Raw genomic sequence first — 23557 nt, forward strand, 5'->3', positions numbered from 1 at the left:
ACACTCCTTTCCGGACTCTCCACCGCCTTTTACCGGAGTCCCCTGAACCTGCCGCACCCCCAGCGGATACGCTTGGTACTGCCATGCCGTACGAGTCTCCAACCCATCGCGTCGAGCGCTCGATCCGCGCTACCACCGGCGCCAAGATCGTCGCTGGAGTGGACGAGGTCGGCCGCGGAGCCTGGGCCGGGCCCGTCACCGTCTGCGCCGCGATCACGGGCCTGCGCCGACCACCCGACGGACTGACCGACTCCAAGCTCATCCCCGAGCCCCGCCGGAGCGAACTGGCCGCAGAGCTGGTCACCTGGGTGAACGCCTACTCCCTCGGCCACTCCACCCCCGAGGAGATCGACGAACTCGGCATGACCGCCGCTCTCCGGCTCGCCGCCGTCCGCGCTCTGGACGGCCTGCCCGAACGCCCCGACGCCGTGATCCTGGACGGCAAGCACGACTACCTCGGAGCACCCTGGCGAGTCCGTACCGTCATCAAGGGCGACCAGTCGTGCGTCGCCGTCGCCGCGGCCTCGGTCATCGCCAAGGTGCGACGCGACGCCCTCATGACCGAACTCGCGCCAGCACACACTGAGTTCGCTTTCCAGGACAACGCCGGCTACCCCTCGCCGGTCCACAAAGCCGCTCTGGAGGAGATCGGCCCCACCCCGCACCACCGACTGTCCTGGGCCTATATGGACGCCCTGTCCCGTTGGAAGCACCTCAAGCGCAACCGGAGCGAGCCAGCGGAACAGATCGGCCTCTTCTGAGCCCGTCGCAGGAAACCCCCGCAGCGAAGTCCGGAACCACTCCCGGGAATATCCGGGCCTGCCGCACCCGCTGACAGTGCTGTTTCTTGCATTTGATAGACAACCTCCCATGCCTCTCACTCCCGAGGAGTCACAGATTTACGAGAGCGTCCCGGACACCCGCACCTCCGCGGGAGCGTCCCGAACACCGCAGGCCCCGCGTACCACGGCCCCCATTCCGGGACCGCGTCCCGCACCCCGCCCCAGTCCGTCCCGCGCGGGCAGCAAGGGCCCCAACACCCCCGGCCGCCCCGGCACGCCCCGCCGGGACAAGCCGTCGGCCCAGCCCGAGACCACCTCCTCGGCGGCATCTCCGACGGCCCAGATCCAACTGGTCGCCGCGACGGAGGACACCGCAGTGGACGTCGCCGACGAAACCGTCGACAAGCTTCTCGACGAAGGCCGTGCACCCGGCGAGATACTGCTGCTGACCACCGGCGCCCAACACCCGTGGGCCGAGCATGAGTTGTCCTTCGGTGACGACTCCTACTGGAGCCAGGCCGCCGATGCCGAAGACGTCTTCTGTGCCCATGCCTCCTCCGCTTCGCGTACCACCCCGCGCCCTGTCGTGCTGCTGGCCGTGAACGGGGGTACCGACCCGGAGGCCGCTGCCGCCCTTCCCGCAGCTCTGGAGAAGGCCACCGAAAAGCTTGTCGTCTGCGGCGACCCTGAGCGCTTGCGCGCTCTGCTCTGACACCGGGGCCCATCCCCGGCCTCCCGTCCGCTGGGCCCGGCCGCGCTCGTGGCCGCGCCGCGCGCCTTCTGCTGCCCCTGCCGTGCGCGGCCCCTGCGGCCACGTTCACGGATCCGGGCGAGCGAGCGACGGAGCCCGGGGCCTTGCCCAGTGTCGGGGGTCCGCCAAGCGGAGCTACGGAGTGTGGGCTCCGGCCACCGGGCCTACGCTGCGCCGGGGCAGCCCCGGAGCTCCGCCCCCGCCGGGGCAATCCCGGAGCTCCAGCCCTGGTGCGGCAGCAGGCAACGGTTCCCCTGCGGTCCGTCCCCAGCACCTGCCACCCGGCAGCGGTCAGCGTGATGTAGGCCCCGCAGCGCGAGCCCGTGGAGCGTGCAGGCGTCCCGCAACCCCCGCATCCGGGCACCGTCCGTAGGTGTCCACCCTGGTGCCCGAACTGGCAGCCCAGCGACACGGCTGTGCGCACGGGGAACCGTTGGCGCAGATCAGCGGGATGATCCGCCGCAGTCGGTTCAGGTGCGCGTTGCGGTACTCCCAGCCGTCCGGCTGCCCCGGTTCCTGGCCGAACGACGCGCTGGCGACGAGTCGTTGGTCAAGTCCGAGCACCCCGAGCACGGTGGTGGGAGGCTCCGCGAGGCGGCGCTCCCAGAGATCGTTCACCAGGGTCTCCGGGCCGCGGAACGTCCGCGACTGCCCACTCCGCAAGCCGGACCGTGCGGCCGAGGCGCTCTGCGGGACGAGAGCCGGGGCGGATCCGAGACCGGAAGCCGAAGCAGGATCGCAGATCACGTTCCTCCCTTCGTTTCGTGCCGTTCCTCTCTGCCGGACCTGCCGGACCTGCCGGACCTGCCGGACCTGCCGGACCTGCCGGACCTGCCGGACCTGCCGGACCTGCCGGACTCGTGCGTGCGTTCGTGTGCGGGGTGGCGACTATGCAGCGCCGTGGGCGGAGATGTGGTGTGGGCCCGCGACCGGGCCTCTTGAGCTGACTCCCTTCTTCTGCCTGCTGAGCCTTTCGTTTCCCCTCCCGTGTCCTTTCCTCGGACGAGCGAGGGACGATGCTGTCCCGGTGAGTCGGTGAGTCGGTGAGTCGGTGAGTCGGTGAGTCGGTGAGTCGGTGAGTCGGTGAGTCGGTGAGTCGGTGGTCGAGGGCGGGTTGCTGGGGTCACTGGTTGGGGGCGGGGTTCGGCGGTGCGGCAGTGCAGCGGGTGAAGCGGTGCCAGGCTTCTCGGCCGCCCCTTCGGTGCCGGCGAGTTCGGAAAAGTGAAGCGGCCCATGGGTCAGTGCTGTACCGCCAGGACCAGGGGCAACACCTCCTTTGCTCCGGCTTCACGGAGCAACCGGGCAGCCACGGTGAGGGTCCAGCCGGTGTCCGTGTAGTCGTCGACCAGGAGCACCGGCCCGTTCGCGGCTGCCATGGAGGCGGCAAGCTCCGGCGCCACGGTCAGGGCCTCGTGAACCGCTCGCAGCCGCTGGGCTCCGTTACTCCTCGGTCCGCTCAGAAGACCGAACTCGTCTGTGCATGTCACCGCGCCGAGCAACGGCATGCGCCCGATCTCGGCGATCCGCTCTGCGAAGGACCGTACGAGCTGTGGCCGGGTACGGGACTCGACAGCCACGATCCCCACCGGCCGCTCGGAGGTGTCCGGCCCCTCTGCTGCCCACCCACCGGGAGCCTTGGCCCAGTCCGAAAGCACCGTGACGGCGCCGTGCAGCACGTCCTCCGGCACCGGGCCGTCTCCCGCATGTTCGGACAGCAGCGGACGCAACCGGTTGCCCCACCCGATGTCGGACAACCGACCGAGAGCGCGACCGGGCGCGGCCTGTTGCTGTTCGGGGATGCGGCCTTTGAGGTTCATACCGACAGACGGCATACCAGTCGGCCACATCCTTCGCGGTTCGACCCGCACGCCCGGCCTCCGCAGTTCCCCGCGTGCTGCTACGACCAGGGCCTCGCCCACCTCTGTGGTGAACCTGGCGCCCGTGCAGTTGTCACATCTGCCGCACGGTGCCGCCTTCTCATCGTCCAGTTCGAGACGGAGAAACTCCATCCGGCACCGGGTCGTCTCGGCGTAGCCGCGCATCGCCCGTTGCTCAGCCTGCCGCTGGCGTTCCACCCACTCGTAGCGCTCGGTGTCGTAGTGCCACGGTGCTCCGGTCGCTACCCAGCCACCCTTGACCCGACGCACGGCACCATCGACGTCCAGCACCTTCAGCATCACCTCCAGCCGAGAACGGCGTAGGTCGACGCGCGGTTCGAGCGCCGGCAGGGAAAGGGGACCGCCCGAAGTTGCCAGCACATCCAGCGTGCGGCGCACTTGTTCCTCGGGAGGGAAGGCAAGCGAGGCGAAGTGCCGCCAGATCGCCTCGTCCTCCTGACCGGGCAGCAGGAGCACCTCCGCATGATCAACACCGCGTCCCGCGCGGCCGACCTGCTGGTAGTAGGCGATCGGGGACGAGGGTGAGCCGAGATGCACGACGAATCCGAGATCAGGCTTGTCGAAGCCCATTCCGAGGGCCGAGGTCGCAACCAGAGCCTTCACCCGGTTCGCGAGAAGATCCGACTCGGCGGCTTCACGGTCCGCGTTCTCGGTTCTGCCTGTGTACGAAGCCACCTCGTGGCCGCACTGGCGCAGGAACGCGGTCACCTCTTCGGCGGCTGCCACGGTGAGGGTGTAGATGATGCCGGAACCCGGCAGGGACGTCAGGTGCTCTCCCAACCAGGCGAGCCGATGTGGGGCGTCCGGTAGCCGCAGCACACTCAAGCTCAGGCTTTTCCTGTCCAACGGTCCGCGGAGCACCAAAGCCGGAGTCGAACTCGATGTGCCGCTACCGCCGGTTGTGCCATCCGTGCCGAGTTGCTCGGCGACATCCGCTGTGACGCGAGCGTTGGCAGTGGCGGTGGTTGCCAGAACGGGCACGCCGGACGGCAGCTCGGCGAGCATGGTGCGCAGCCTGCGGTAGTCCGGTCGGAAGTCGTGCCCCCAGTCGGAGATGCAGTGCGCCTCGTCCACGACCAACAGGCCCGTGGATGCTGTCAGGCTCGGAAGCACGTTGTCGCGGAAGTCCGGGTTGTTGAGCCGCTCGGGGCTGACAAGAAGCACGTCCACGTCCCCGGCGTGCACTTCCGCCTCGATGGTCCGCCATTCCTCGGGGTTCGAGGAATTGATCGTGCGTGCGCGGATTCCGGCGCGGGCGGCCGCCTCCACCTGGTTGCGCATCAACGCGAGCAGGGGCGAGACGATCACGGTCGGTCCCGACCCGTGCCTGCGCAGAAGAGCAGTCGCCACGAAGTACACAGCGGACTTGCCCCAGCCGGTGCGCTGGACGACCAGTGCTCTCTTCCGTTCGGCGACCAGAGCCTCGATGGCCCGCCACTGGTCGGGGCGCAGTTTGGCAGGCCCCTCATGGTCGCCGACGAGATCGGCGAGGACCGCGTCGGCTTCTTCTCGCAGATGTGCGTTGCTCATGCGTCCATGCAACCTGATCCGCAAGGTTCCGGAGTACGCGGGCTGTGGATAACCGGGCATCAATACGACAAGCACACGAGACGGCCGACCTGTGGATAAGCATCGGCGCTGTTCTTGCGATCTCCGTCACGGTCGACGCATGACACATCACGACGACGCACCGAGCGGCAACGAGCCCACGGTCTCCCGACCCCGGCAGTTGAGCGTCTCCCTCCGTGAGCCCGCTGAACTCGCCGAGGCGCTGCCTTATCTTCTCGGCTACTACCCTGACGACTCCCTTGTCGTGGTGGCCCTGCACGGGGAACGGGGTCGCTTCGGAGGCCGGCTCCGTATCGGTATCCCAGAGACCGAGGGGGGCCGGTCGGCGCTGGCGCCCCAAGTGGCGGAGTGCCTCGACTCGAGCTCACAGGCGCGTGGTGCCCGCCCGGACGGCGCGTTGATCTTCCTCTGCCAGGAACCGGGCGAGGGCGACAGCGGCCGGGATGTCATGGAGCGGTTGCGTCCCCTCGTTCGGGACCTCCGTCTCGCCTGCGGTGAAAGGGACATGCCGGTCTACGAAGCGCTCTGTCTTTCGGAGGGGAAGTACTTCTCCTATTGCTGCCCTGATGAGCGCTGTTGCCCACCGGATGGCATTTCCCTGGCGCGTTCGGGCACCTCTGTCATGGCTGTGGCCGCAGCCTATGCGGGTATGCCCATGCATGGATCTCTTCGCCAGATGGAGCAGCGGCTGACGCCGCTTGGCCCGCCCTTTGCCGACGAGCAGAAAGGTGTGCTGGACCGGGTCAGCTGCCAACTCGCCCCGCGAATGCTGAGGGAGAAGGGACGCGAGAAGGTGCGAGCCGAAACCCTGACCCTTCTCGCTCGGCTGCTGGAGGGCTTCCAGCGTTCCTCGCCGGAGGTGACGACACGGGCAAGCGAGGATGCGCACGACAACGGTCTGCTCGGCCACGACGATGCTGCGACGGCGATTCTCGGCTTGCAGGACCGCCAGACGCGGGATCTTGCTGCCGAATGGATGGAGGGAGTCGAGCCGGCTCCCGCACTCCGGCTGTGGCGGGCACTGGCCCGCCGTTGCGTGGGCCCGTATGTGATCTACTCCGCGCCTCTCCTCGCTCTGGTCGGCTGGGTCGCCTGGTCGGACGGTGATGTGCCGGCAGCCCGCGTCGCGCTCGGACTGGCTTTGCGCACGGACCCGGACTATCTGTTCGCGCAGCTTCTGCACCAGGCCTGCAATGAGGGCCTCGACCCTGGAGAAGTACGCCGCTGCCTGCGGGGGGAGCAGCCGGTACCGGACGCCGATGCAGAAGGGGAGGATCCGGGCACTGCTGCCCCCGGCGCCACGCCGTGATCGGTTGACGGAGCCCTCACCTGCCGCGCTTCCCGTCACCGTGGCGGCGTCACGTGTGCTACGGAACCGACTGCTTATCGTCAGGGAGACGACTATGATCGCGCCATGCCCTATGATCCCTCGGCTTTTCCTCCCTTCGCTGTCACTGTTGATCTTGTGGTGCTTACGGTGCGCAAGGACGCGCTGTGCTCGTTGGTTGTGCGCCGTGGGGAGCCCCCGTATCAGGGCAGGTGGGCGTTGCCCGGTGGCTTTGTGCGGGACGACGAGGACCTGGAGGCAGCGGCGGCTCGGGAACTCGCAGAGGAAACCGGGCTGCGTTCCCAGGCTCGAGACGACTGGCACGCCGGTAGGGATCTTGAGCAGCGTGGGGGAGCGCACCTCGAACAGTTGGCCACGTACGGGGCTCCCCACCGGGACCCCAGGATGCGGGTGGTCAGCGTCGCGTACCTCGTACTCGCTCCTGATCTACCGTCTCCTGTCGCCGGTGGAGATGCGCACAGTGCTCGGTGGACCTCCTCCGAGGTGCTCCTCGGAGCGGTGGAGGCAGGCGGGCGAGATGCTGAACAATCCGCTCCGCTGGCTTTCGACCACGATCAGATCCTGCTGGACGGCGTCGAGCGGGCCAGATCCAAGATCGAGTACTCCTCGCTTGCCACTGCCTTCTGTCCGCCGGAGTTCACAGTGGGGGAGCTGCGACGGGTGTACGAGGCGGTGTGGGGTGTGGCGCTCGACCCGCGGAACTTCCACAGGAAGGTCACCGGAACCCCCGGTTTCCTGGTCCCGACAGGAGGGACGACGACTCGTCAGGGTGGAAGGCCCGCGCAACTTTTCCGCGCCGGAGGAGCCACTTTGCTCAACCCGCCCATGCTGCGGCCGGAGGTCTGACGCCGACGCGTCCACGGAAGGCTTGCCGACGCCGGAGTCGGTCGAGCGGGTTACCCGGAAAGTCGGAAATGTCGCGTTATCTTGCAGGGATGCGTCCGTCATGCGTTCTGTGGGAGAAGCGATGATCCAGGCCATCGGACTCACCAGTGCAGCCCGGCGCAAGCATCCGCCCCGTGTCGATGATCTCACCTTCGAAGCCCGCTCCGGCGAGGTCACAGTCCTGCTGGGACCGGCGGGTTCGGGAAAGAGTGAAGCGCTGCGACTGATGCTGCAACTGGTGCCCGGTCGTGGGGTGGCGCTCTTCAGGGGCCGCACGGTGCAGCGGATCCCTCATCCGGCCCGAGAGATCGGAGTCCTGCTCGGGGACGTGCCGGGGCATCCTGCCCGCACCGCGCTGGGGCATCTGCGGATGCTCACGGCAGTCGCCGGGGTGCCGGTAGGTCGCGCGGACGAAGTGCTGGAGGTGGTCGGCCTCAGTGGCCTCGCGGATCAACAGCTGGGCAGTTTCTCGCTGGGTATGGACCGTCGGCTCGGCATGGCGGCCGCACTGCTGGGCGATCCGCACACCCTGGTGCTCGACGAGCCGACCAGGGGGCTGTCGCCGCGGGAAGCCGGCTGGCTGCGAGGTCTGCTGCGGGGGTACGCGGCGCAAGGGGGCCTGGTGATGGCCACCTCACGAGACCCGAAGGAAGCCGTACGCATTGCGGACCGGGTGGTGACCATCGACGGCGGAAGGCTGGTGGCCGATCAGAGGGCCATCGATTTCTCCCGCACCAGATTGCGTCCCCGGGTGGCGGTGTGGACTCCACACGCAGAGCGCTTCGCGGCAGTGCTCTCGCAGGAGGCCCGCAGCGCGGAGCGAACACGCAAGGGCAGGGGCGCGGTTGAGGTGGTGTGTGAAGGGGGGAGCCGGGTGTCGGTGTACGGGAGCAACTGTGCGGCGGTGGGGGAGTCGGCGTACCGACACGGAATCCTCGTGCACCAGCTCACGGACGAGGTCGGGGACGCTGGAGACAGAGACCGGCCGGCACTGCTGGACCGGGCCGACGGGTGGACGTCCGGGCGACCGGCGACAGCGCCGGAGAAACACTGCGACAGCGGTGGGAAGGATGACCCGAACAGCGTTGGTCGCGGCGGGCGTTCGACGGGCCTCCCGGCAGAGAGCGGGAACGAGGGCGCGGCAGCGGAGGGAGGGGAGCCCACCGTCTCCGGCTACGCCTCCGTCCCCGCACCTAGCGCGTACATGCCTGGCACGACAGGTGATGCTGCTCTGGGTGCAGGGATGTCTTACGCAGGGGAGGGAGTGTCAAGCCCCGCCCCAGGAGTAGGCGGCGAGAGCGGCGCAGGGGCCGAGCAGCCTGGCACGGAAAAAGAAGCGGTCGAACAACGGGCGGGAAGCACAAGGGAGTCCATGAAGGAGGAGGCCCGATCGGAGGGCGCGCTTGTGCCGGCGGCGCCGGATGAGCGTGAGATGGGGCGGGCAGGGACGGCGACTCGGGACGGACATCCGTCGCCGCAGCGGCCCACCGGCATTTCCTCAGCTGCCTCATCCACGCCCAGTGACCCCGAACGCGGCGAGTGGCAAACGGACGACTCTGCCGAAGTCTCAGGCGCGAGCATGAAGTTGAACAACGAGCCGTCGTCCGATGCGGACGTGCAGAGCCCCGACTCCCTCAACCCGCCAGGAACTTTCGCGGAAGGACAGTCTCCGGAGGCCCGGGGACAGCGACGGGGTGCCGCTGGCTGGGCTGAAGATCCCAAGCCGGTTTCGGTTCGGAACCGGACACCAGCCGTAGCCGTACCTGGAGGCGATGTAAGAGACTCGGCCTTTCCCACCACCCGTGCGCTGGGCTGGGTGTTCCGTTTGACGCCCCTCGGCTCCGCGTCGGCCGACGACACGGGGACTCCGAAGGCGCGGTTCAGCGGTTGGCTGAAGACATCTGGGGCGGACGGAGCAGCAGAGAACTGGGGGAGAAGAGTCGTATCCGCCCTTCAACGCTCGGTGTCCGGGACAGTCAGCGCGCAGGGCCCCGACCGGGCCGCGGGGTGGGGGCCCGCCGAGGAAACGAAGGTCGGGCTGCCCTCCTCGCCGGTGGTACGCCAGCCGGGACCGATCGCTCCGGTGCGGTACGAGATGCGACGGCTGTTCGGGGTGCGGACTCCATGGGTGCTGATTGTGCTGGCACTGCTCTCGGGGCTGGCCGTCTCCGTGGTGGTGGCTTGCACGGGGGCCGGCCGGGTGGACGATCCGGCTACAGGCATCGCACCCGGCCTCAAATTGCTGACGGGGTGGCCGCCCGGATCACCGTTCTTGATCCCGCCGGCGGCGCTGGGGGCCGGGCTTTTGGGAGCAACTGCGTTCGGGCAGGAGTTCCGGTACCCGGCCCTCGTCCCGGCCCAGGTGCCCGTACCTCGAAGACTGGGGCTGCTGGCGGCGAAGCTTCTGGTGACAGGAGGGGTGGCTGCGACACTGTGCGGGGCGACCGCTCTGCTCAATGGCGTGATGCTCACCGTCCTCTTCGGCGTCGACAGCGGCGTTCTCAGCTTCCCTGGTGACAGCCCCGGACTCGCGAGTCTCACCAGCCTTTCCGCTCCCGGGGTACTGGAGACCGGCCAGGTGGTGCCTTCCTTCGGAGTTCAAGTAATCGCGGTATTGGCGCTGTGCGTGGGATGTGCCTGGGCAGGGCTGCTGGGTGCCGGGGTATTCCGGTCAACAACCTTGGGTGCGGGGACGGTTGTGGCAGTACCGCTGTTGGTCGCACCGCTGGTGCGAGGAGCAGCGGCCGGGTCCGAAGGGCAGTCGCTGGAGGGGTTTCCGGGACGGCTGCGGTCCGTCTTGCTCTTCCCGTGGCCCTCGGATGCCGAGAAGTGGGGCGAGGTGGCCGGGGGGATCGCTTCCCAGCCCATGGGGAGAGCTCTCGCGCTGTCGCTGACCGTGCTCTTCTGCGCTTACGGCATCACTTCTCTTCGAAGCCGTCCGAGGCAGAGGTGAAGTGGAAGGGCGTCGAGCGTCGAGTGCCGGATCGCCGGTCGCGGTTGGAGTGTCCCGGCCGTGGAGGCCACCGAAAGAGCGGGAGGTTCGGACGTCTGTACCACGAAATGGCCGCTGTTTGGCGGTAGATGGACCTGACCACAGGGGATGTGGTCCTTTCTTTCCGATAAAGCGTCAATTGTAAGGAAGTCAGCGATCACCCTTTCGTGTGCTTTTCACCAAAGCCCTCAAGGCTCGCCTGAGCACGGCCGACACAAGGGTCGTGACTACCCTTGCGCACTCCATGATGACCGCGGCTCGTCCCGTCGACACAGGCCTCGTCGGCCCGGGCGAGCTGGACCGCTATGCATACGCCGAGTCCACGGGGACGGCGCGTACCACAACGAGCGCCTCGGCGTGGGAGGGTTCCGAGGCCGACATGAACCGTATGAACCGACGTACTTCCGGCAGCCGCGGCAGGGGACTGCACGGCCAACTTGTCCAGCAGCTCGGCCAGATGATCGTTTCCGGTGACCTGGGCGCCGATCGCCCACTCGTTCCTGAGGAGATCGGCCAGCGCTTCGAAGTGTCGCGCACGGTCGTCCGCGAGTCGCTGCGCGTGCTCGAGGCCAAGGGGCTGGTGAGCGCCAGGCCGAACGTCGGCACCCGGGTGCGTCCGGTCAGTGACTGGAACCTGCTGGACCCGGACATCATCGAGTGGCGAGCCTTCGGGCCGCAGCGGGAGGGGCAGCGGCGCGAACTGTGCGAGCTGCGCTGGACCATCGAGCCGCTGGCCGCCCGCCTTGCCGCGGAGCAGAGCCACGACGACGTCCACCAGCGTCTCGGCGACATGGTCGAGATCATGAACCATGCGCACGCCCAGGGTGACGCGCTGACTTTCTCCCGGGCCGACGCGGAGTTCCACGGCCTGGTCCTGCAGTCGGCAGGCAACCGGATGCTCGAACACCTTTCCGGCATTGTCTCCTCCGCCCTGCAGGTCTCCGGTGGTCCGACCGCGTGCTGCGAGCACCTGACGGAGAGTGTGGTCACCTACCACCGCCGCGTCGCCGAGGCGCTCGCCGCTGGGGAGGCCGCGGTGGCGGAGACGGCCATGCGGCAGGTCCTGGGCGCCCCCACCGAATCCGTCCCCGCCGGCCAGGGCGCGCAGGGGGCGGCCGCAACTGCACCTGCCCAGGGAGGACAGGCTGCGCAGACGGGCACGCACGGAGTGCCTGCGACTGCTGCGCAGCCGGCACAGCCTGGTGGGTCAGCCGCGGCCGGTGGAGCCGACCACGTGGTTCCGGCGCCCCGCGAGCACTGACCATCGGTCGGCGGCGTGCCCATGAGTCAGGGGCGCCGCCGCCACTGCGTGGTGTGGTGGAGCCAGGGGTGCTGAGGCGGGGCGGGTCGGCGCCTGCCGAACCGCCCGACGCGGCCGCACGGCCCGCACAGCTCGTACGTCTGGGTCGATCCTGTGGTCGGCCCTCTCCCCGCCGCGAAACACTGTCCCCCTATTGCAGGGCCGGGCGGCTTGCCTACAGGCGACGGCTGCGGGGAGCGTGTCGACGCTCCACCCGAAGGCACGTATCCCTCTGCGCCCAGCCACCTTCTGCCCGGCCGCATCTCTGCCCTGGCGCTCCCGCCGGAGCCGACGTCGATTGCGTTCTTGTCGACGCCGGGAGTGCCGTCGGCGAGCCACCGGTGTTCCATGTGCGGCGCTCGGTGATGCGCACCCCGAGGCCTCCGCGACGCCCGGACCGCGAGCTCCGGCATCTGCGCACGAAGCCCCCGGGCGCTCCGTTCCGCTCATCCTGCACCCTCCTCGCCCCGAGGCCTGGGCCCCTGCGGCCCCTACTCGACTCCAGCCTTCCGCACCCCATCCGGCCCGGCCCGGTCGATGCCTCGGACCGGGCCGGGCCGGATGGCAGGGGTGGCGTTGGCTCTCCGTAACAGGTGATGCCCGCTACCCCACCGGCTCGACCGGCCGCTGGGGAGCCGAGCCGAGAACTCGTCGAAGGGCGGGGCGGTACCGAAGAGCACGGTGGTGAGTGGAGATGTGGAGGGGTGACCAAGAGGTCCTGGGGCACACTGGACTCATGGGGCACCGAAGGGCGCGGCGATGGCATCGCTCGGCTCGCGTGCTCGGATCCGTTGCCACCTCATCGCAGGTGGTTGTTTCGTCCGTTTTTCACCCTTACGAGGGGGAAGGTGGTGTGATCCGGGCCACGTGAATTGGGCGTAACGCTTCCCGTTCCAATGCGATGACTCAAGAGGTGACAGCCGAGGAGGGAATACGGGCGCTCCGTTTCGGGGCTCAGTTCTGCACCGTTGTTTCTCCACTGCTCCGCCCGCGCCGTCGGTTCATCCCCGCCGGCGGTCCGCCGTTTCCATCGTTCCGAGAGGTTGTTCGTGTCGGCCAGCACATCCCGTACTCTCCCTGCGGAGATCGCCGAGTCCGAGTCCGTGATGGCGCTCATCGAGCGGGGGAAGGCTGAAGGGCAGATCGCCGGCGACGACGTACGTCGGGCCTTCGAGGCTGACCAGATCCCGCCGACCCAGTGGAAGAACGTTCTGCGCAGCCTCAATCAGATCCTCGACGAGGAGGGTGTGACGCTGATGGTGAGTGCAGCCGAGGCGCCGAAACGCACCCGCAAGAGCGTCGCAGCGAAGACCCAGACCAAGCGCACCGCTACCAAGCCGGTCGCGGCCAAGGCGACACCGGCCAAGAAGGCTGCCCCCGCGCGGACGGCTCCCACTCCGGCGCCGTCTGCTCCCGCTCCCGTCGTTCCGGGCGTCGCGGCCGGCGCGGCACCCGAGCAGGAGCCTGTCGGGGACGCCGAGGCCAAGCCTGCGAAGAAGGTCGCCGCCAAGAAGACCACGGCGAAGAAGACGGCCGCCAAGAAGGCGGCCGCGCCGAAGAAGACTGCTGCCAAGAAGTCCGTCGTCGATGAACTGCTCGAAGGCGACGAGGAGATGGTGGAGGACCTTCCGGCCAAGCCGTCGGGCAAGCCCGGCGCCGAGGACGGCCCCTCCGCCGAGGGCAAGAGCGAGAACGAGGGCTTCGTCCTGTCCGACGAGGACGAGGACGACGCTCCGGCCCAGCAGGTCGCCGCCGCGGGGGCGACGGCCGACCCGGTCAAGGACTACCTCAAGCAGATCGGCAAGGTCCCGCTCCTGAACGCGGAGCAGGAGGTCGAGCTGGCTAAGCGGATCGAGGCGGGGCTGTTCGCCGAGGACAAGCTGGCCGCCGAGGAGAAGCTGGCTCCCAAGCTCCAGCGGGAGCTGGAGATCATCGCCGAGGACGGGCGCCGCGCCAAGAACCACCTGCTGGAGGCCAACCTCCGTCTCGTGGTCTCGCTGGCCAAGCGCTACACCGGCCGCGGCATGCTCTTCCTGGACCTGATCCAGGAGGGCAACCTCGGTCTGATCCGTGCGGTCGAGAAGTTCGACTACACGAAGGGGTACAAGTTCTCGACGTACGCGACGTGGTGGATCCGTCAGGCCATCACGCGCGCGATGGCCGACCAGGCCCGCACCATCCGTATCCCGGTGCACATGGTCGAGGTCATCAACAAGCTGGCCCGTGTCCAGCGCCAGATGCTCCAGGACCTGGGCCGCGAGCCCACCCCGGAGGAGCTGGCCAAGGAGCTGGACATGACGCCGGAGAAGGTCGTCGAGGTCCAGAAGTACGGGCGGGAGCCGATCTCGCTGCACACTCCGTTGGGTGAGGACGGCGACAGCGAGTTCGGTGACCTGATCGAGGACTCCGAGGCGGTCGTTCCGGCGGATGCGGTCAGCTTCACGCTGCTGCAGGAGCAGCTCCACTCGGTGCTCGACACGCTCAGCGAGCGCGAGGCGGGCGTCGTCTCGATGCGCTTCGGGCTGACCGACGGCCAGCCCAAGACGCTCGATGAGATCGGCAAGGTCTACGGGGTGACGCGTGAGCGCATCCGGCAGATCGAGTCGAAGACGATGTCCAAGCTGCGTCACCCCTCCCGTTCGCAGGTCCTGCGCGACTACCTCGATTGAGGGACGTCTGAGCGAGACCGACCGACGGGCTGAGGCGCACGCGCCGAGGCCGGGGCCTCACCCGAGAGGTGAGGAAGAGGCGGCGTAGCGTTCGGCAGCCATGCATGAAGGCCGGTGGACCCCGTGAGGGCGGGGTCCACCGGCCTTCGACGTGTCGCGGGGCATCCGTCCCGCCCCTGGGCGGCGTGCCGACGTGTCCCAGTCCGTCATCTCCGGGCATCGCTGTCCCGTCGCCGAGTGCGCGCAGTTCTGTGAGCGTTCCACGTTGCCGCCTGTGCGTCCGTTGTGGCGCCGGGTGCAAGGGACCGCCACGGATAGCGGCCCCGTGCGAAGAGGTCTCCGAGCCCCGCTCACGTATGCGGGTGCGGGTGCTCGTCCTGGTTGCCTCGGGATGCGGGCGGCGTGCAGACGGAACACCCTGGGTAGCCAGGTAGTTCCGCACGGTCAGGAGGTCGTTCCATGGGATCGATGCGCTCTAAGCGAACGCGCACCCCCCGCACTCCCGCGCGCTCAGGGAATCGTCTGTTTGTACTGGGGGTGGCGCTCATAGCGGCGCTGCTCACGTCGTCGGCTTCGTCCGCCACCGCGTCCGACCGGGACCGCGACCCCCGCGACCGCGCCGTGATCGGGGGCGCGCAGGTGAGCGCCGAAAGTCATCCGTGGGTCGCGGCGCTCTCCAGCCGTTCCCGGTTCGGTCCCGAGCGCTCGGGCCAGTTCTGCGGCAGCGCCGTCGTGGGGACTCGTACGGTGATCACGGCGGCGCACTGTGTCAGCAAGGAGGTGCTGGGAGTCGATCCGGCCCAGGTCGACGACCTGCGGGTCATCTCGGGGCGGAGCGACCTGTCCGGTACCACCGGCAAGGAGGTCGCCGTCGAGTCCTGGAAGGTCAACCCCGAGTACGACCCGAAGACCAACAAGGGCGACATCGCCGTGCTGCGGTTGGCATCTGCACTTCCGCAGTCGTCCGTCATCCCGATGGCCCAGAAGGCCGATCCGGGCTACAAGGCAGGTACCGCGGCGACGGTCTACGGCTGGGGTGACACCACGGGCCGCGGGGACTACGCGAACACGCTGCACGCCGCCCGCGTCAACGTGCTGGCCGACGCGGAGTGTGCGCGTGCGTATCCCGGCTCGGCGGAGGGCACCTACGACTCGGCCACGATGCTGTGTGCCGGGGTGAAGCAGGGCGGTAAGGACGCGTGCCAGGGGGACAGCGGTGGGCCCCTGGTGGCCCAGGGCAAGCTCGTCGGGTTGGTGTCGTGGGGCATCGGCTGCGGGGAGAAGGGCCGTCCCGGGGTCTATACGCGGATCTCGGCGGTCCAGTCCACCATCGGCGCCCAGAAGGGTGCGCCGGCACCGGCTGGAGCCTGAGAGCGCTGCTGGGGGCTTCGGGGTCTTCCGAGGGGGCTGCGGGACGCCCCTGAGGGGCGGTGCCCACGCGGGCGAGGGGGACGCGACCGGGGGTGGCGGACGTCGCGGGCCGGCGCGTGGGCGCAACGCCGGTGGGCGCCGGCCGGGGGTGGCCGGAAATGACGAGGGCGGACGGTCCTCCCGTCGGGGAGGGCCGTCCGCCGGTACCGGCCTGTGCCGGTACAGCTCGTCGGATGCGGACGCGGAGCGTCGGCTCAGCTGATCACCGGTCGAGTCACCGCTCGTCCTCGCCTGCGGTGGCCGGAGTCGCGGTGAGCTTCTCCGTCTCGTCCTGTATCTCCGCGGCGATCTTCTTGAGCTCCGGCTCGTACTTACGGCCGTGGTGGGCGCAGAACAGCAGCTCGCCGCCGCTCGTCAGGACCACGCGAAGGTAGGCCTGGGCGTTGCAGCGGTCACAGCGGTCTGCTGCCGTCAGCGGGGTCGCGGGGGTCAGAACTGTAGTCACGTCGCCTCTTCTCTAGCTCGACGAGCTGTCGTACCAGGGTCAACATCCAACCAGGCCGAAAACGTTCCCGCTCTGGCCTTCATTCCCGATCTTTTTGAGCGGGAGGCCGGATTGTTGCCGGGTGGCGGCGAATGGGCCGTATTGCAGGGGTTGGGGTTTCCGTCTGTTGTGTCGGTCGGTCGTGGAGCTTGTGACGGTGGGTGGTGGCTGACCTCGCCAGTGGTGCTGGTGGGCCTTCGTCGTGCCGTTGGGTTGTCGTCCGACTCCGGTCTGTTTCCTTGTTCGTTGTGGAGGACGTGCCCGGAGCCTAAACGGTTCATGCCTGGATGGGAACGTGATGTGTGTGGCACCCAGGCGGGTTATCGAACAGGATATCGAATATGGGTTAGCATGGTGGTTCTCCTGATCCGTCTCCTGGGTCGTGCATCACATGGCCTCTTGGGCCTCGGTACCCTCTGACGCGGCAACCCAGCCGTCTTAAGCAGAATTCAGCGAGGAGCGAACCGCGTGACCGCCGATACGTCCGTGCCGTCCACCGCACTGCTGACCGGGGCAGACCGCGAGGGCGGCTCCAATTACACCGCGCGGCATCTGCTCGTCCTGGAGGGTCTGGAAGCCGTCCGTAAGCGGCCGGGCATGTACATCGGGTCGACCGACAGCCGTGGCCTGATGCACTGCCTCTGGGAAATCATCGACAACTCGGTTGACGAAGCCCTGGGGGGTTACTGCGACCGGATCGAGGTCACCCTGCACGAGGACGGCTCGGTCGAGGTCATCGACAACGGTCGTGGCATCCCTGTCGACGTGGAGCCCAAGACGGGGCTCTCCGGCGTCGAGGTGGTGATGACCAAGCTGCATGCGGGTGGCAAGTTCGGTGGCGGCTCCTACGCGGCCTCCGGCGGTCTGCACGGCGTCGGCGCGTCCGTCGTCAATGCTCTCTCCTCTCGTTTCGACGTAGAGGTCGACCGCAACAGCCGGACGCACACCATCAGCTTCCGCCGCGGCGTACCGGGCATCTTCACCGAGTCCGGGCCCGACGCGCCCTTCGACCCCTCCAGCGGGGTGCTCAAGGGCAAGAAGATCCCCAAGAACCGGACTGGAACCAGGATCCGTTACTGGTCGGACCGCCAGATCTTCCTCAAGGACGCCAAGCTCTCTCTGGAGACGCTGTACGCGCGCGCCCGCCAGACCGCGTTCCTGGTGCCGGGGCTGACTCTGGTCGTCCGGGACGAGCGGAATCCGGATGACGGGGGCACCTCCGAGGAGACGTTCCGCTACGACGGCGGGATCAGCGAGTTCTGCGAGTACCTGGCCTCGGACAAGCCGGTCTGTGACGTGCTGCGGCTCCAGGGGCAGGGCACCTTCAAGGAGACCGTTCCGGTTCTGGACGACCGTGGGCACATGATCCCCACCGAGGTGCAGCGTGAACTGGGAGTGGACATCGCGCTGCGCTGGGGCACCGGGTACGACACGACGCTGAAGTCGTTCGTGAACATCATCGCCACCCCGAAGGGTGGTACCCATGTGGCCGGTTTCGAGCGTGCCGTCACCAAGACCGTCAACGAGGCGCTGCGGACCAACAGGCTGCTGAAGGTCGCCGACGACGACGTGGTCAAGGACGATGCCACCGAGGGGCTCACCGCGGTGGTGACCGTGCGACTGGCGGAGCCGCAGTTCGAGGGGCAGACCAAGGAAGTGCTGGGCACCTCCGCCGCTTCCCGCATCGTGGCCCAGGTGGTGGCCAAGGAGCTCAAGTCGTTCCTGACCTCTTCCAAGCGGGACGCCAAGGCGCAGGCCCGTGCGGTGCTGGAAAAGATCGTCGCCGCGGCCCGTACCCGGATCGCCGCGCGTCAGCACAAGGAGGCGCAGCGCCGCAAGACCGCGCTGGAGTCCTCCGCACTCCCCGCGAAGCTGGCGGACTGCCGGGCGGACGACATCGACCGTACCGAGCTGTTCATCGTCGAGGGCGACTCCGCGCTGGGTACCGCCAAGGTGGCTCGCAACTCCGAGTTCCAGGCGCTGCTGCCGATCCGCGGCAAGATCCTCAACGTCCAGAAGTCGTCCGTCTCGGACATGCTCAAGAACGCCGAGTGCGGGTCGATCATCCAGGTCATAGGAGCCGGGTCCGGCCGGACCTTCGACATCGACCAGGCCCGCTACGGCAAGGTCATCTTCCTGGCCGACGCCGACGTGGACGGTGCGCACATCCGCTGTCTGCTGCTGACGCTCTTCCAGCGCTACATGCGCCCGATGGTCGAGGAGGGCCGGGTCTTCTCCGCGGTGCCTCCGCTCCACCGGATCGAGCTGATCAACCCGAAGAAGGGCCAGGACAAGTTCCTGTACACCTATTCGGACAACGAGCTGCGGCAGACCCTGCTGGAGCTGGAACGCAAGGGGACCCGCTACAAGGAGTCCATCCAGCGCTACAAGGGGCTGGGCGAGATGGACGCCGATCAGTTGGCCGAGACCACCATGGACCCGCGCCACCGCACCCTGCGCCGCATCAACATCAGCGACCTGGAGAACGCCGAGCACGCGTTCGACCTGCTCATGGGCAGCGAGGTCGCACCCCGGCGGGAGTTCATCAGCTCCTCGGCAGCCACCCTCGACCGCTCCCGCATCGACGTCTGAGGCGTTCCCGCATCCACGTCTGAGACGCTCCCGCGTCACGCGCGAAGCGGAGACCCATACCACGGACCGCCCTCTCACACCCGTACAGGTGGAGAGGGCGGCTCCGTATCGGAGCAGCTGAGCACCTGCAGCGCGTCGTCCCCGCAGTGCGTCGTTCCGGTCACTCGTCCGGGTCCGGCTGCGTGGTCGCGGCCGGGCCGTGCGGGCTGTCGGTCGTGGGTCCGCCCGCGGGGCGGAAGGCTTCCGGCAGGAGGACGGTCAACTCCGCGCCGCCGTCCGCGCTCTCACCCACGTGCGTGGTGCCGCCGTGCCGCTCCGCCAGGCGGCGCACCAGCGCGAGACCGAGGCCGCGGCGGCCGTGCGCGGGGGGCTGTTTGGTGGACCAGCCTTCCGTGAAAGCGGTCTCGCGGTGTTCCGGAGGGATGCCAGGCCCGTTGTCGCTGACCCGCAGGGCGACACCGGACCAACCGGGCCCGGTGGTCTCCTCGAGCGCCACCTCGACCCTCCCGCCGGGACGGCCTGCTGTCGCGTCCAGAGCGTTGTCCACCAGATTGCCCAACACGGTCGCCAGTCCAGCCGGGTCGACCAGGCGGTCGGGCAGCAGCGTGCCCGGAGCGATGCGCAGGGCGACACCGCGTTCCGCCGCCACCGTGGCCTTGCCGACCAGCAGCGCGGCGAGCATGGGGTCGCGCACATGGTCGGAGATCTCCTCGGCCGTCACCCGGTGGACACCGACTCTCTCGCTCAGATAGGCGACGGCATCCTCCACCATGTCGAGCTGCAGGAGCCCGAGCAGGATGTGCATACGGTTGGCGTGCTCGTGGTCCTGCGCACGCAGGGCATCGATCAGCCCCTGGGAACCGTCCAGTTCACGCCCGAGCAGCTCCAGCTCGGTGCGGTCCCGCAGGGTGGCGACCGCTCCGCCGTCGTCGGTGGGCATACGGGTGGCGACCAGCACTCTGCCGCCGCTGACGGTCAGCAGGTCGGAACCGGCCACCTCGCCCGCCAGCAGCCGTGCCGTACGGCACCGTCCCAGCGCCTCGTGCGGGGAGAGGCCGATGTGCTGGGGCGGCAGGTCGAGCAGCCGCTGTGCCGCGTCGTTGACGAGCCGGATCCGGCCGGCGCCGTCCAGGGCCACGACGCCCTCCCGGATGCCGTGCAGAACCGCCTCCCGTTCGGCCAGCAGCGCGCTGATGTCCGAGAACGCGAGGTCGTGGGTGCGCTTCTGGAGCCTGCGGAAGATGAGCAGTGCGGCCAGCGCGCCGACCCCCAGCGCCCCGCCCGCGTAGGCGAGCAGTCCTGGTATCGCACGGGTGAAGCGTTCGCGCACGCTGTCGTAGGCGATGCCCACGGAGACGGCTCCCACGACGCGGCCCGCGTGGTCCCGCAACGGCACCTTGCCCCGGGCCGACCTTCCCAGCGTCCCCTCATCGATGTGGTGCACCTCGTGGCCCGCCAGCGCGGGCCCCGGGTCGGTGGACACGCGCTCCCCGATGCGGTCCGGTTCCGCGTGCGACCAGCGGATCCCTCGGGTGTCCATCACCACGATGTAGCTGGCTCCCGTGGCGCGGCGCACCCGTTGCGCCAGTTGCTGGACGGGGCCGTGGCGCGACGGGCTGCCGCCACGGGTCACCATGGCGGGGAGCCCCGGCTCCGCGGCGGTCGTCTGGGCGATGGCCAGAGCCCGGCGGGATGCCTGGTCGTCGAGTTGGGCGCTGAAGGGGGCGAGAAACATTCCGGTCGCCAGCGCGGTCACCCCGGTGACGACAGCGAGCTGCATGAGCAGCACCTGGGAGGACACCCGCCGCGGCCAGCCGGGAAGACCGAAACGGAAGGGACGCCGTCCGGTGCCGCGCTCATCCGCTGACTCCGCCCGCCTACGGGTGCGCTCCCGGCGGCGGGAGCGGGGGTGAGGAACGGACGTACGACGGGTGGGCGACGTGCCGGAGGGGGACACGGGCGACCTCACGACGGGAGCGGCGAAAACGCGGAACAGGCGTGCAGGTGGACGCTATCCAGTCGGTTCCGTTCCGCACGACCCTTCCACCGCTCACCTGTTGCCGCACAGGGACGCTGTCTGTCAGCCGAGGGGGCGCGCCAGCTCTTCCAGCCGCTCGACGTCCAGGCGGACCTGCTCGACGGGTTCGGCTCCGCAGCTTGCGGGAAGGGCAGGACTTTCTGTGCTGTCCCGTACCACGACGCACCAGCGGCGGCCGTTCGTCTGCGCCACGGTCACCTCCCAGCGCGCACCTCCGGGCACCTGCCGCACGGAGAGGACGGACACCGCGTCCGCGTGCGTCTCGCCGGTCTGCTCCCGCACCGCCAGATCCGCCGTCTGCCCCGGCCGGTCCCAGGCCGAGCGTCCGCGGCAGTTGGCCGGTGTCATCAGACCGTCGCGCACGGCGTCGAGCACACCCTTTGCTGACGCGGCGTCCAGCCGCCCGTACGCGTAACCGTGCGGCAGTACCAGCACGGTCGGAGCGAAGCGGTGGCCACCGAGATGGGTGACCTCCCACACGTTCGCACCGCCGGAGGCGGCGAGTTCGGCTGCAAGGGGACGGCCGAGCAGGGCGCAGCAGCGGTCCCGTTTGCCGTTGGTGCACACGAGGGCGAGCGGATCGCCCTCGTACGGCTTCCAGCGCGGACCGAGCGCGGGGCCGGCCTCGGTTGCTTCGCGCGGCCCGCCTGCTGTGTGTACGGCGTGCGCCGCGTCGGCTGTGGGCGGGCGGTCCAGGGCGGCGAAATCCAGCTCGCGCAGGGCCTCCAGGCCGCTGCCGGTCGGCAGCAGCGCGGTACGTACCCACGAAGCGCCCGGCAGCGTACGGGCGAGGAACACCCGGTGGCCGCCCGCGGGGGAGCAGTCCGCGTGCCGTCCGGGCCGGCGGATCAGCGCGACGCGGCCACCATGGGCGGCCGCACAGGCGTCGAGCGCACGGCCCAGCCCGGGGGAGAGGTGGCTCTGGGTCAGTGCCTTCCTGCCCCACGGCCCGGGCTGTTCCACCAGCAACCAGGTGCGGGCTGTCGCCGCTGTCCCAGCGAGGGTTTCGGCCGCCGCCCGGGAAGCCGTCGCACACGTGCTCACGCAGGCGAGCCTAACCGTCGGCACCGTGACGCCCTGTGCAGCCACGCTCCGGTGTCGTGCACGCCGATGTCCGTGCGGGGTGCGGTCACCTTCCCGCGGCCCGCGTGACCGCACCTCAGATCCTTGCGGTCCCACCCCTGGCATCCCGTGAGAGCCACCGCACGTGCTGCGCTCCGGGAGCTGCCGCACCAGCCCTGGACCAACCCGTGGGCCCGTGGGCGACGAGGGCGGACCGTCCACCTCCGATACGATCGGCAACCGCTTCGCCTGCGACGGAACGAGGGGAGAACGCCGCGTGGACAGCCAGGGGAGTGGCGTAGCCGCCACCGGAGAGTGGCACGGTGACGCCGCCGACGAGCGGCGACCCGACGCTGCGGACGGGGCACCGACACCCGTGTCGGACCGTCGGCACCGGGGTGCCGTAGGAGGCCGGATCCCGGTCCTCGTCCTGGCAGGATTCCTCGGCTCGGGAAAGACGACCCTCCTCAACCACCTGCTGCGCCGCGCGAGGGGCACCCGGATCGGCACCGTCGTCAACGACTTCGGCAGCATCGAGATCGACGCCATGGCGGTCTCAGGACAGGTGGACTCCATGGTCTCCCTCGGGAACGGCTGTCTGTGCTGCGCCGTTGACACCAGTGACATGGACGAGGTGCTGGACCTGCTCGCCCGTCCCTCGGCGGGTATGGACGTCATCGTGATCGAGGCCAGCGGGGTGGCCGAGCCCGAGACGCTGATCCGGATGGTTCTGGCCAGCAGGAGCCCGCACATCGTCTACGGCGGACTGGTGGAGGTCATGGATGCCGCGGAGTTCGAGGCCGTACGGGCACGCCATCCCGAGCTCGACCGGCACGTCGGCGCCGCCGACCTGCTCGTCCTCAACAAGGCCGACCGCGTGGCCGACGAGCGGCGTGAGACGCTGCGCGCGGAGCTGGAACGGCTGGCCCCAGGGACACCGATCGTTCCCGCTTCCTTCGGGCGCGTCGACCCGCAACTGCTCTTCGACCGTGTGCATCGGCCGCGGCCCCCGGTCGAGCAACTGTCCTTCGACTCACTGCTCTACGGCGACGACGAGGACGGACCGACCGGCGCGGGCTGTACCGAGGCGGACCGGGGGGATCCCGGCGCCACCCCCGAGCACCACTCCGACGCGGGGAGACCGGACGCAAGGTGCCCGCAAGCGGAACACGGGCACGCGGAGCACCTGCACGCGGCGTACGAGGCCGTGGAGTTCACCGCCGAGACGCCCATGGACCCGCGCCGTTTCCTGGAGTGGTTGGACTGCCGTCCCGAAGGGCTCTACCGGATCAAGGGGTACGTCGACTTCGGCGCCGCCGACCCCGACAACGTGTACGAGATGCACGCTGTCGGCGGGTTCCTCCGCTTCGCCCCGGAGCGCCGCCCCCACACCGCTCGGCGCCGCACCGAGCTGGTGCTGATCGGCGCGGGCGTGGACGCGGGGGCGCTGCGTGCCGGGCTCCGTGACTGTGTCGCGGACCCCGGGGCAGCCCAGGACGAACAGGCGCTGTGGGGCGTCCTGCGCTACGTGGACCACGCCCGCCCGGAGGAAGCCGCGGAGGACGAGTCCGCGGAGGGAGTGCCGGACGACGCCGGGCGCGGCCCCGTCCCGGAGGTGGACGTCGAGGACGCCCCGGAGCCCTACGGCACACCGGCACCGTACGAGGTGTAGTCCGCGGCACCAGCCCCGGCACCCTGCCACCGCAGCGGAATCCCTCCCGTTGTCGTCACGCCCCGCAGAAACGGCACGACCGCT

General features: G+C 69.2%; 14 protein-coding genes. 10 read left to right on the forward strand and 4 right to left on the reverse strand.

Translation table 11 applies throughout. The features are described from left to right. Nucleotides 1-83 precede the first annotated feature (83 nt). Both H297_RS0120645 and H297_RS41870 read left to right on the forward strand, forming a co-directional pair. Nucleotides 84-761 (forward strand): ribonuclease HII, encoded by a 678-nt coding sequence (locus H297_RS0120645; RefSeq protein ID WP_027738607.1) that lies wholly within the window; start codon nucleotides 84-86, stop codon nucleotides 759-761. 109 nt (nucleotides 762-870) lie between these two features. Then, complete coding sequence (locus tag H297_RS41870; protein ID WP_078514380.1) at nucleotides 871-1494, forward strand: hypothetical protein; 624 nt, start codon at nucleotides 871-873, stop codon at nucleotides 1492-1494. A gap of 1277 nt (nucleotides 1495-2771) precedes the next feature. On the opposite strand, the gene H297_RS0120655 is transcribed toward H297_RS41870, so the two are convergent. Further along, entirely contained in the window at nucleotides 2772-4961 is a 2190-nt protein-coding gene (locus tag H297_RS0120655; protein ID WP_027738609.1) for a DEAD/DEAH box helicase, read from the reverse strand. 139 nt (nucleotides 4962-5100) lie between these two features. Between H297_RS0120655 and H297_RS0120660 the strand changes: the two genes are divergently transcribed. The 6 genes from H297_RS0120660 (at nucleotide 5101) to H297_RS0120685 (ending at nucleotide 15565) form a co-directional block, all read left to right on the forward strand. Continuing rightward, on the forward strand, nucleotides 5101-6309 hold the full coding sequence (locus tag H297_RS0120660; RefSeq protein WP_027738610.1) for a DUF4192 domain-containing protein: 1209 nt from the start codon (nucleotides 5101-5103) through the stop codon (nucleotides 6307-6309). Nucleotides 6310-6414: 105 nt separating this feature from the next. Then, nucleotides 6415-7194, forward strand: a complete 780-nt coding sequence (locus tag H297_RS0120665; RefSeq protein ID WP_027738611.1) for an NUDIX domain-containing protein — start codon at nucleotides 6415-6417, stop codon at nucleotides 7192-7194. Nucleotides 7195-7315: 121 nt separating this feature from the next. Beyond that, the gene (locus tag H297_RS37535; RefSeq protein WP_037794900.1) at nucleotides 7316-10186 is read left to right on the forward strand and encodes an ATP-binding cassette domain-containing protein; all 2871 of its coding nucleotides are present in this window, start codon (nucleotides 7316-7318) and stop codon (nucleotides 10184-10186) included. Nucleotides 10187-10394: 208 nt separating this feature from the next. Further along, the gene (locus H297_RS37540) at nucleotides 10395-11486 is read left to right on the forward strand and encodes a FadR/GntR family transcriptional regulator (RefSeq protein WP_037794902.1); all 1092 of its coding nucleotides are present in this window, start codon (nucleotides 10395-10397) and stop codon (nucleotides 11484-11486) included. Nucleotides 11487-12568: 1082 nt separating this feature from the next. Next, nucleotides 12569-14194, forward strand: a complete 1626-nt coding sequence (locus tag H297_RS0120680; protein WP_199787241.1) for an RNA polymerase sigma factor — start codon at nucleotides 12569-12571, stop codon at nucleotides 14192-14194. Between the two features lie 468 nt (nucleotides 14195-14662). Beyond that, a complete protein-coding gene (locus H297_RS0120685) occupies nucleotides 14663-15565 on the forward strand; it encodes a serine protease (protein ID WP_078514394.1) in 903 nt (300 codons plus the stop codon). Between the two features lie 274 nt (nucleotides 15566-15839). Here the strand turns inward: H297_RS0120685 and H297_RS0120690 are convergent, their stop codons facing one another. Next, a complete protein-coding gene (locus H297_RS0120690; protein WP_027738614.1) occupies nucleotides 15840-16070 on the reverse strand; it encodes a DUF7455 domain-containing protein in 231 nt (76 codons plus the stop codon). Between the two features lie 507 nt (nucleotides 16071-16577). Here H297_RS0120690 and H297_RS0120695 point away from each other — a divergent pair. Next, entirely contained in the window at nucleotides 16578-18701 is a 2124-nt protein-coding gene (locus H297_RS0120695) for a DNA topoisomerase IV subunit B (protein ID WP_027738615.1), read from the forward strand. A 160-nt stretch (nucleotides 18702-18861) separates the two neighbouring features. Here the strand turns inward: H297_RS0120695 and H297_RS37545 are convergent, their stop codons facing one another. Both H297_RS37545 and H297_RS0120705 read right to left on the reverse strand, forming a co-directional pair. Further along, nucleotides 18862-20481, reverse strand: a complete 1620-nt coding sequence (locus H297_RS37545) for a sensor histidine kinase (protein ID WP_078514395.1) — start codon at nucleotides 20479-20481, stop codon at nucleotides 18862-18864. Nucleotides 20482-20781: 300 nt separating this feature from the next. Next, complete coding sequence (locus H297_RS0120705) at nucleotides 20782-21783, reverse strand: sucrase ferredoxin (protein ID WP_027738616.1); 1002 nt, start codon at nucleotides 21781-21783, stop codon at nucleotides 20782-20784. 394 nt (nucleotides 21784-22177) lie between these two features. Here H297_RS0120705 and H297_RS37550 point away from each other — a divergent pair, with 394 nt between their 5' ends. Then, a complete protein-coding gene (locus H297_RS37550; RefSeq protein WP_051352044.1) occupies nucleotides 22178-23473 on the forward strand; it encodes a CobW family GTP-binding protein in 1296 nt (431 codons plus the stop codon). The last annotated feature ends 84 nt before the right edge of the window (nucleotides 23474-23557 follow it).

The sequence above is a fragment of the Streptomyces sp. CNT360 genome (genome assembly GCF_000424785.1).